3 protein-coding genes are annotated in these 12,093 nt (G+C 42.8%); all 3 read left to right on the top strand.

The window, feature by feature from the left end; translation table 11 throughout:
- Positions 1-41: 41 nt before the first annotated feature.
- The 3 genes from PBAT_RS09330 to PBAT_RS09320 all read left to right on the top strand — a co-directional run bounded on the left by PBAT_RS09330 (position 42) and on the right by PBAT_RS09320 (position 12,093).
- Positions 42-1,565 (top strand): cohesin domain-containing protein, encoded by a 1,524-nt coding sequence (locus PBAT_RS09330; RefSeq protein WP_068648815.1) that lies wholly within the window; start codon positions 42-44, stop codon positions 1,563-1,565.
- Between the two features lie 114 nt (positions 1,566-1,679).
- A complete protein-coding gene (locus PBAT_RS09325; protein WP_068648813.1) occupies positions 1,680-7,106 on the top strand; it encodes a glycoside hydrolase family 2 TIM barrel-domain containing protein in 5,427 nt (1,808 codons plus the stop codon).
- A gap of 106 nt (positions 7,107-7,212) precedes the next feature.
- Positions 7,213-12,093, top strand: coding sequence for a discoidin domain-containing protein (locus PBAT_RS09320; protein ID WP_068648811.1), 4,881 nt, complete (start codon positions 7,213-7,215; stop codon positions 12,091-12,093).

Genomic DNA, 12,093 nt, shown 5'->3' with positions numbered 1-12,093 from the left:
TATCTTGTCATTCAATACAAAGCAAATTTGGAGGGATTATATTGAGAACTAATAAACTTATTGCAAGTTTTACGCTAGCTTTTACGCTAATGATCGGTTCGATCGGTTTACTTGAATCTAACTCAGCACAGGCGGCTGATGTCGATCTTCCAATAAGATATTCGCAGAACTTTGAGGATAATTCGCTTGGGGGATGGGAACATACCACTGGAACTGGAAGTATGGCAATCGTAAATGCACCAGCCAATGCAACCGAGCATGCATTGCAATTAACAGCGAATAGTACTAACAACGTATTCATAGATCAGAATTCTCCAAGTATTAAAGATGGTGAAATCGAATTTAAGATAACGCCGAAAAGCACGGTTATCCGGGAAGGTATTATTTTTCGATACGCTAGTGCAACATCATGGGCTTCCATGGGCTTCGATGGTAGTGGTTGGTATTGGGTAAATGCACAAGACCAATGGGGAGAGGTCACGAAAAATGTGGGAGCGGCTTTACAGAAAGATGTAACCTCGACCGTTAAAGTCAAGTATGAAGGTAGCAAAATTACACTCTATGTAAATGGTACTTCTTATTTTGAAGGTACGTTAGCTAATTTGCCTACTGGGGCAGGGAAAATGGGAGCAAGAGTATTCGGAACCTCGATTGCGGCTTTCGATGATATTAACTATGCCAATAATGTTTCAGAAGTAAGTGTAAGCGGTGTTACGTTGGATAAGGAGTCTATAAGTTTGGCAATAGGAGAATCGACAGAGTTAGTAGGGACGGTGTTGCCAGCAAATGCGACGAATAAAAAAGTGACATGGGTGAGTAGCGATACATCAGTGGCTACGGTTGAAATAGTAAATGGTAAAGCTAACGTAACGGCTATTGCTGCAGGTAGCGCAAATATTACGGTTACTACTGAAGTGGGAAGTTTTACAGCGGTTAGTATGGTTACGGTTGTTGCTCCGACTTCAGAAGTTTTATCAACAACATTAACTGCTCCAAGTACGGTTAAGTATGGGGAAGAGTTTACCGTAAAATTTGGCTTTGAAAATGTAGCGGAGACTGTGTATGCACAGGACATTACGATCCAATATAATGCAAACCTTATGGAATTTGTCTCAGCGGATTCGTTGGTTAATGGTGTAGCAATTATGGAGACAAAGAATAGTCCAGGATCACTTCGGTTGATCTTGGCTAGCCAAGGTGAATTACACGGAATTTCCGGTGATGCTGAAGTTGCATCACTTACCTTTAAGGCGAAGCAAGGAGATCAACCGACTAGCGGTGCAATTACGGTTGTTAAGGCCTCCATTGGTGATGGAAACGGGGTTGAAACAGATGCAGCTACTTCTTCTGTTGAGATTGCATTCGAGAGTGTACCTGTAGAATTGTCCCCAGATATTAACGGAGATGGCAAGGTGAGCATTGGCGATTTGGCAGTTGTAGCAGCAAACTATGGTAAAACAAATACTGATTCGGATTGGAATCAAGTGAAGCGCTCAGACGTGAACGGCGATGGCAAGATTGATATCAACGATCTAGCACTCATTGCTCAAAAAATACTTGAATAGTTAAAGAGTCATCTAAGGTGGTGAAGACAAGATACATGATACATATTTCAATTTATCATGTATCTTGTCGTACATAAACAACGTACAGATCTCATCGGAAATTGGAGGGTTAACATGAAAGTCACTACAACAAGTAAACGCATTTTAGTATCTCTTCTAACACTGTTAATAGTTTCGGCAAGCTTCTTAGAGACTGTTTCACTTGCGGCACCTACTAATGGATATCCAGAGTGGAACAACAATCCTGATATCTTTCAGGTAAATAGAGAAGAGGCGCATGCATCCTTTATTCCCTACAGGGACGCAGCTTCTGCACTAAAAGGCGCAGATATGATATCAGCGATGCTGGAAAACCCTTCGTCTAATTACCAATCGTTAAATGGACAATGGAAATTTAATTACGCAAACAATCCTGCAGCACGTCCAGTTGATTTCTATAAGGACTCGTATAATACGAGTGCCTGGGAGGAAATAAAGGTTCCGGGAGATTGGCAGTTGCAGGGTTATGACTTTCCTATTTATACCAACGTAACCTATCCATTCTGGGGCAACGGCAACAGTACAAATGTACAGCCACCCATTGCTCCAACACAATATAATCCAGTGGGTTCATACAAACGGACCTTTACAATTCCAGAGAATTGGGATGGACGCCAAACATTCATTTCCTTCCAAGGTGTAGAAAGTGCATTCTACGTTTGGGTAAATGGTCAGAAAGTCGGATATAGCGAGGATAGCTTTACGGCTAAAGACTTTAATATTACTCCTTATTTAAAGGCAGGCGAGAATACACTTGCTGTTGAGGTGTACCGTTGGTCAGATGGCAGTTGGCTGGAGGATCAAGATTTCCTGAGACTAAGTGGCATTATTCGCGATGTATACCTGGTCAATACACCTCCGGTTCATATTCGCGATTTCACTGTGGTAACAGATTTAGATTCCGAATATAAGGATGCGGAGTTGAATCTGAGTGTTGATGTCAACAGTTATGTAACAGATGCAGATCCAGGTACTCATACGGTAGAAGCTATGCTCTATGATGCGAATGAGCAAAAGGTATTTGCACAGCCAGTAATAATGACTGTCAATTCTAACGGCAATGCCGAGGTTGAAGTAAGTAGCTCCAAGCTCGTCACGAATCCGCTGAAATGGTCAGCGGAGGACCCGAATCTGTATACACTCGTGTTCAGTCTGAAGGATGCAAGTGGTAGCGTAATCGAAGCAGCAGGAACACGAGTTGGTTTCCGCGAGTTCGATATTGAACTTATGTCAGATGGCACTAATAAACAGCAAATGAAGTTGAATGGCAAGCCGATCCTACTCAAGGGTGTAAATCGTCATGAAACAAGCCCAGATACCGGTCGCACATTAGATATAGAACTCATGGTTCAAGATATTGAATTGATGAAGCAGTTCAATATTAATTCAGTACGAACTTCGCATTATCCAAATCATCCTTTCTGGTATGACCTGGCTAATAAATATGGGATGTACATCATGAATGAGGTGAATCTTGAAACTCACGGCGTGTGGGGGTCAGTGCCTACGAATAAAGCAGAGTGGTTGGAAAACGTCAAGGATCGCTCGGCGAGCTTGGTAGAAAGGGATAAAAATCATCCTTCTGTTCTTATTTGGTCCTTAGGAAATGAATCGGGACAGGGGTCAAATTTTATTGCTCAATCGGAATATATCCGCAGTCTTGATCCTACACGACCTATTCATTACGAGGGATATAATGATATCCGTGTAACAGACATGGTCAGCAATATGTACGCAGGTGTATCGACCGTGGAGACCTATGCGAAGAGTAGCGACCCAAGACCATATATTCTGTGCGAATATGCGCATGCCATGGGTAACAGCGTAGGTAATCTGCAGGAATACTGGGATGTAATTCGTAAATACCCGAATTTGCAGGGTGCCTATATTTGGGACTGGGTGGATCAGGCGGTTCGTACACAAACACCTTCTGAAAGAACATATTTAACGGATACGAATCATTCTTTTGAAGCGGAATATACAGGGGAAGTTGTCGGAGCAGACGGCGATGTGATGGGCGTACTTCAGCCGAAGAATACGACATCCCCAAGCGTTATGTTACCCAATGATTCGAAATTCAATCTCACAGGCTCCTTAACACTGGAAGCTTGGGTGAAGCCTTTATCGAACGTTGCGAATAGCCCAATCATCACTAAGGGAGATTCACAGTTCTCATTAAAGATGAATGGTACGAACAAATTGGAGGTTTTCATCTACCGTAATGGAACATGGAACTCTGCTATCGCTGATTTACCAGCAAATTGGCTCAATAACTGGCATCATGTTGCCGGTACCTATAATGGAACGGAATTGAAGTTGTACCTCGATGGTCAATTCGTTGCGACAAAAGCTGTAACGGGAGCTATTACTGCCAATTCTTATCAGATGGCTATTGGAAAGGATACACAGCTAGGTCGAACCTCTAATATGAGCTTCGATAAAGTTCGTATATACAATCGGAGCTTAACTTTGACAGAGCTCAACGATACTACTCGCACTAAGGACGATAACGCAGTATTGTGGATGGATTTCAACACGGTTGACGCTCGGTCGGAAGTGCTTGAATCGCAAGAGTACTTTGCTTACGGTGGAGATTTTGGTGATTCACCAAATGACGGAAACTTTATGGCTAATGGACTGGTCTCGGCAGACCGCACTGTACAGCCTGAACTATGGGAGGTTAAGCAAGTTTACCAAGACATCCATGTCAAAGCGGTAGATCTTGCAAAAGGAAAGGTTGAGATCCAGAACGAATTTTTATTTACGAATGTGAATGAATACGAGGCAACCTGGGAGCTGAAAGCGGATAACGACGTTATCCAGCAAGGCACGATCGAGCCTGCACATTTGAATATTGACGGGTTGACTACAAAGCAAGTGATACTGCCATACACCTTGCCGGATGCAGAACCGGGAGTAGAGTATTGGCTAAACATCAGTTTCCAGCTTAAGTCAGACACGTCGTGGGCAAAGGTAGGACATGAAATCGCGAAGCAGCAATTTCAGCTTCCGATCGAGGCTGGCTCACCCTTGGCTGAAGATCTCGCCACGATGCCAGAATTGGTTGTGGAAGAACAGGATACGCAGGTAACGGTAACCACTGATGATATGGATCTTATCTTTAACAAAACAACAGGAACTATTGATTCTTTCAGCTATGATGGTGTTGACCTGATTGAAGAAGGTCCTGCTCCTCATTTCTGGAGAGCACCGAACGATAATGATAAAGGAAACGGACATGGTTCTAGAACGGCGACATGGAAGAATGCCGGTAAGAACAGAAGTATTACCAGTGTCAACGTTTCGAAGATTGGCAAAAAGGTCCTACGCATCGATGTAGAAGGCCTATTGCCGACAACAACAGCTTCTACCTTTAAAACGTCGTACACGATCTTTGGAAATGGCGATATTAAGGTAGCCAATGAAATGAAGCCAGGAGCAGGAAATCTTCCTGAAATTCCAGAGGTAGGAAATATTATGACCATCCCTCAACAGTTCGAAAACATAGACTGGTATGGACGTGGACCACTTGAAAACTATCAGGACCGCAAGAGTGGATCAGACGTAGGGCATTACAGCAGCACTGTGGATGATCAATTCTTCTCGTATATCGAACCTTCAGAAACAGGTAATAAAACGGATGTTCGCTGGGTAGCCCTGACGAACGAAGATGGAGCAGGATTAATGGCAATCGGTGCACCGACGATGGAAGCCAATGCCTTACATTACACACCGGATGACTTGGATGGTCCTAGACACCCTTACGAATTGAACTATCGCGACGATATTACGCTACGACTTAATTATAAGCAAATGGGTGTAGGGGGTGACAATAGTTGGGGGGCAACACCTCATGCTCCATATATGCTGTATTCAAATAAGGACTACAGCTACAGCTATACACTTAGACCAATTCCAGCTAATACGACTGATCTAATGAGTCTAAGCAAAGCGGTTTCGACTGTTCAGCTTGTGCAATCCATTAAAGTGAACGGAGAACCATTGGATAAATTTGATCCAGAGAAACTGAGTTATACGTACAATGTGAAACGTGGAAGCAATAAGGTACCGACAGTTACAGTAGTACCGACAAGTGAGACTGTAACTGTTCAAATAACACCTGCTGCTGATCTATCTGGTAAAACAATCATTAAAGTATCCTCTGCTGACGGACTTGTCTCTAAAACCTACGAAATTCAATTCCAAGTCGTAGATAATTACTTGAGCGATATGGAATGGGTGAGTGCAACAACCGGTTGGTTGAACGTACAGAAGGATAAGAGTATAGAAAGCAAATCGATTATCTTGCGTGGACCAGACGGAGCAGTAACCTACGGGAAAGGTCTCGGTACACATGCCAACTCAGAAATTATATATGATCTTACAGAGCAGAATTTCGAAACTTTTCTAGCAACAGTAGGTGTTGATCAGGAGGTTACTAGCACAACCGCTGACCGTAATACGATCGTATTCCAGGTATTCCTTGATGGAGTTAAAGCGTATGACAGCGGGATGATGAAATCTACGACAGTGGCTAAAGAGATTAATTTGGACGTTACAGGTGTTCATAAATTAAGGCTCGTTGTTAACGATAATGGCGATGGGAATTCGGAAGACCATGGAGATTGGGCCGATGCTAGGCTTGTGAAAGGTGAAGTAGAGGAAACGATAGAGGGTCTTCATATTTCTGGGCTTTTGGAAGTGAATTCGGGAGAGGAATTCGAATTGACGTATAGCTTAGGCGATTTGACGCATGAAGCTTATGGTCAGGATCTGACCTTTACGTACGATTCGAATCAACTAGAGTTTGTCTCCGCAGATAAGGCGGATGGTGATAACCAAATAATCGATACTGTTAATACCTTAGGCAAGGTTCGATTGATTCTTGCTAATACGCAAGGGAATAAGGTATCCGGAGATATTTTGAAACTACGTTTTAAAGCTAAAGCAGCAGAAGTATCCGCAACGGCAACGATTTCGCTCTCTAATGTGATCATCGCTAATGGTCTTGGAGTGGAAACGAAGCTTGATGGTACTTCGCATGACATTCAAATCATTCAAATTATTGACAGCATAGATAAAGCTTCGTTAATTCAATTAATCACAAATGCGCAAGAAAAGTATAGTGTTGCTGTGGAAGGTACTGAGGTTGGTCAATATCCATTGGGAAGTAAAGCTATACTTCAAGCAGCAATTGATAAAGCGCAAATCGTAGTTAATGATTCTAACGCTACCCAGGAGCAGGTAGATCAAGCATTTACCGAATTGAATGTTGCACTTCATACATTCAACGCTTCAGCGAACCAAGAACCGTCAGAACCATCAGCTGATCTTAATGGAGATGGAAAAATCTCAATTGGAGATCTTGCTAAAGTCGCTGTAGCATATGGCAAAAAGTTGGGAGATATGGATTGGGATCAATATAAAAAGGCAGATGTCAACAAGGATAATAAAGTAGATATTATCGATCTTGCATTCATCGCAAGAAAAATACTGGAGTAGATAAAGTAAGTCTAATACTGTCAACTCAAGATGTGTGATGTAGCAATTTACAACATGCATCTTGTTTTTCAATATTCAACAAATCATTTATAAAGGGGATTGGTGTATGTCTAAATACCGCTGGAGTATTTCGTTAACTTGTATGATGTTAGTGGCAATCATCATGTTCATAGTTAGTCCAGATCAAGTTAAAGCGGCTGCGGTGGGAGATATTACGAAATTTGAGAAAAGTGATGATAAGACCTTTTTGATTACGACGGGTAACGATAAGGTCAAAGTCATCTTTAACAAAGCGGATATGGTACGTATATGGCTCGGTGTCGGAGGTCAATTTACTAGCTTAGCAGGAAAAACTTCTGCACAGCCAGCTGAACCTATTGTGGTAAGTGATAGCTTCGGACCCGTAGATGTATCTTGGTCTGATGAAGGTTCTTATTACAAGATGGAGACTGGGAAATTTATATTGCGTGCTTACAAGAGTCCCATGAAATTCGCAATGTATAAGAAGGATAATAAGACTGTCGTGTGGGAAGAAGCAGCTAGCTTATCTTATAATGGCACAGCTACAACTCAGAAGATCGTACGGGGTGAGGACGAATATTACTATGGCGGTGGGATGCAGAATGGTTTCTTTAATCATCGTGATCGCAAAATTACGATCGGTACCAATTATGGCGATTGGGGTAGCGGCACGGTATCGAATCCTTCCCCTTTTTATATAAGTACTGCCGGTTATGGGGTACTTCGTAATACATTTCAAAATGGTACTTACGATTTCGATAGTACGGTCAATTTGACTCACAATGAAAATCGATTTGATGCGTATTATTTTTACGGTGAAACGATGAAGGATATTCTGAAAGGATATACCGATCTTACGGGGAAACCAACATTAATTCCAAGATGGGGTATGGGACTAGGGGATGCGAATTGCTATAACAAAGCACCTAGTACAACAACGGACGTTATCGACCTGATTGGTAAAGCCTATCGCGATCATGATATGCCGGGATCTTGGATACTTCCGAATGATGGTTATGGATGTGGCTATTCGAATTTAGGTACAACAGTTGATGGTCTGGATAAATTAGGTTTCCACACGGGATTATGGACTCAGAATGGTGTTGAGCATATTGCCCAAGAGGTTGGCGTTGATGGTACTAGACTTGCCAAACTTGATGTAGCGTGGGTAGGACCAGGATATGATTTCGCTTTAAATGGTAGTAAGCAAGCCTATCAAGGGATTGAGAATAACTCGGATAGTAGAGGGTATGTCTGGTCCGTTGGAGGTTGGGCAGGTACGCAGCGGTATTCCGCCGTATGGTCAGGGGATCAATATGGAAATTGGGAGTATATTCGATTCCATATTCCTTCGATGATCGGTGCGGGGCTTTCAGGGATGCCTTATTCGACAGGTGATATTGACGGTATATTTGGTGGAAGCGCCAAAACGTATGTACGTGACCTACAGTGGAAGGCATTTACCCCGATCTTGATGAGTATCTCCGGTTGGGCTGCAAAGGATAAACAGCCTTGGGTATGGGGGGAGCCGTATACTAGCCACAATCGTGATATTTTGAAATTAAGACAACAATTGACCCCTTATTTCTACACCTATTTGAATGAGACGAACGAATCAGGGGCGCCTTTAGTTAGAGGGATGATTTATGAATATCCGAATGATCCGAATTCCAAAGGGACGTTAACGCAATATCAATTTATGTCTGGTGAATCATTCCTTGTAGCACCAGTATATATCGATAGCACAACGAGAAACGGCATTTATCTTCCTAAAGGAAAGTGGATTGATTACTGGACAGGGAAAGAACATTACGGATCTAAAATGCTAGATGAATATGAAGCTCCACTAGGTCGTCTTCCACTGCTTGTCAAAGCAGGAGCCATTATTCCAATGTATCCAGAATCGCTATATGACGGTGAAGTACCGCCGAATCCAATTACTTATGATATTTATCCTTATAAGAAGTCAAGCTTCACGATGTATGAAGATGATGGGGTAACGAAAGAACATCGCGATGGAAAGTATGCGGAAACGTTGATTACGTCGATTGCCCCGGAACAAGGAACGGGTAATCTAGTCGTTCAAGTGGGTGCGAGCGTCGGCGATTACACAGGAAAGCTTGAATCTCGTACGAATCAATTTATGATTCATATGCCTAATAAGCCTTCAGCAGTTGCTATTGATGCGTCTCCATACACAGAGTTAGCGACGAAGAAGGCATGGGATGAAGCAGTTAGCGGATGGTTCTATGATACAGCAGACAAGGGAGGCATTGTCTATATAAAGACTCCGGATCTATCGACAAATACAAGCTTTGAATTAACAGTATCTGGCTTTACAGCAGATACAACACCTCTTCTCGATGCTACTCAGATTGAATTACCTGAGGTGGATACGGATCCAAGCCGGATTCCACAAGAGGATATGGTTGCGACAGTTACGAATGCTGACGCTTCTACTCCAGCAACTAATATGCTGGATGGCAACTTTGAAACCATTTGGAGTACTTCATTAAATGGAAGTGCTGCTCTTCCTCAATCAATTACATTGAATCTGGGGATCAAACAATATGTGAATAAGCTTAAATACTTACCACGACAGTACGGTGGTACGAACGGTAACATCACAGGATATAACGTGTATGTCAGCTTAGATGGCATCAAGTACGACATGGTGACGAACGGGAACTGGAATGCAAATAAATCGGAGAAAACAGCCACATTCGATACAGTTGAAGCTGCTTATATTCGATTGGAAGCGATTGATGGTGAAGGCGGATTTGCTTCAGCTGCGGAAGTTAATATTTACCGTGATCTAACGAAGCCAGCGCCAACACCTATTCCAAAGAAGGAGATGAAAGCGACAGCTGTTAGCTTTCAATCAGGGGCTGAAGCCTCTAAAGCGATAGATGGAGATATCAGCTCCACTTGGCATACCAAATGGGATGGGTCTGATAAATTGCCGCAATCGATTATTGTTGATTTAGGTAGTGCTCATAAGATCAATCAATTCCGATATGCGCCACGTACAGATGCGGGTAATGGGACGATTACATCGTATAACTTATATGTAAGTACAGACGGTCAGACTTATACGAAAGTGTCCAATGGAACATGGGTTAGAAATAATCTGAAGAAATACGTCGTATTCGATGCTATTTCAGCTCGATATGTGAAGTTGGAAGCAGTAGTTGCCCTCGGAGGATTCGCATCGGCGGCGGAAATAGATGTATATAATGCTCCAGAGGAAGCTCCAGTAATGAAGCTTATATCAGAAGGTAAGACTGCAACGGCAGATAGTGTGGATTCAGCATATCCGGCATCTGGCGCGAATGATGGAAATCCGGCCACGCGTTGGTCAGCAGCCGATGCTAGTCTGAATTATGCTTGGAACGTAGATCTAGGTAGTATGTATTCGATTCAATCATCGGATGTTTCATTTGAGCACAGCGATAAATTGTATAAATACAAAATCGAAGTTCGTGAGAATGCCAGCTCGAATTGGATTACAGTCGTAGACCGCTCAAACAATTCGGACATTGGAGCTGTTCTAACCAATAATTTCGGTAGCCGTGGTAGATACGCAAGAATTACGGTAACTGGACTTCCAGATACTAACACTAAGGCGAGTATCCGAGAATTCAAATTATTTGGTATTCCGTTAAATGAGGTACAGAAGCCTACAGGAGTTACATTGAATCAGTCAACACTTACACTGAATGTATTCGATCAGCCGGTTACGCTGATAGCAACCGTGGAGCCTGAGAATGCAACGGATAAAACTCTCACTTGGAAGAGTAGCAATCCTGCGGTAGCAAGCGTGAATAGTAGCGGTATGGTTACACCGAAGGGGCAGGGAACGACAACGATAACAGTTACTACAGTGATCGGTGAATTTACAGCAACAAGTGAAGTGACTGTATTGGGACAAACGAATATTGTGGAAATCCCACAAAGCCAGATGAGTGCTTCGGCAACAAGTTCACAAGCGGGAAGTAACGATCCAAAGTTCGCACTTGACGGCGATCCTGACACGCATTGGCATACAAAATGGTTCAACGTTGACCCACTTCCACAGTCAATCATTGTAAATCTGGGTGGGACGTACGAAATTAGCAAGCTTGGTTACTTACCTCGACCAGATGAGGGCAATGGGACGATTACCCAATACAACGTGTACACAAGTGTCGATGGTCTAACATTTACGAAAGTGACGAGCGGATCATGGGCACGTAATAAACTGTTAAAAGAAGCTAATTTCACCCCAATCAAAGCGGGCTATATCAAGCTAGAAGCGACCGAGGGTGTAGGTGAGTTTGCTTCTGCAGCTGAGATTACGGTATTTCATGTAGAGCAAGCGGTCTCTTCGCCTCAGGTTCAATTGACCGCCAAGAGTAGTGTGATGACAGGAGAAGATTTCGTTGTAGGTTTTGGTATTACCGATATGACAAACAATGTATTCGCTCAAGATATCATCATTAACTTTGATTCATCTATTATGGATTTTGTGTCTGCTCGATCGTTGATCGATGGGGTGAATCTGATCGATACTAATACCGTTTCACCGGGAAAACTGCGGTTGCTCTTGGCTAGTGAAGGGGCAGGTAACGCTCTTAAAGGCGACGCGCAAATTGTAGAGCTTAGTTTTAAGGCAAAGGTACTTTCTGCGCCAGCTATAGGTAAGATAGAAGCTTCACCTGTGACGATTGCCGATGAGAATGGCGTGGAATCAGATGTTACACCATTATCAATCAACATTGAGGTGACAGCTAAAGACCAAGGAATTCAAGGCGATATCAATGGTGATGGTAAAGTCAGCATCGGTGACCTAGCTATGATTGCAGCTAATTACGGCAAAGATTCCACAAGTCCAGATTGGAATAAAATCAAACATATGGATCTCGATAGTAGCGGCACAATTGATATTGGTGACTTATCTCGTGTGGCTAAGAAAATCATTGAATAA

This window comes from Paenibacillus antarcticus, from assembly GCF_001637225.1.
GTDB classification, from domain to species: domain Bacteria; phylum Bacillota; class Bacilli; order Paenibacillales; family Paenibacillaceae; genus Paenibacillus_AQ; species Paenibacillus_AQ antarcticus.
Note: the sequence above shows the minus strand (reverse complement) of the source record. Positions and strands in the feature narration are given on the sequence as shown.

Bases quoted from the DNA above. Each gene is read 5' to 3' on its own strand.
- PBAT_RS09320 (WP_068648811.1), top strand. From the start codon at position 7,213: ATGTCTAAATACCGCTGGAGTATTTCGTTAACTTGTATGATGTTAGTG.
- PBAT_RS09325 (WP_068648813.1), top strand. From the start codon at position 1,680: ATGAAAGTCACTACAACAAGTAAACGCATTTTAGTATCTCTTCTAACA.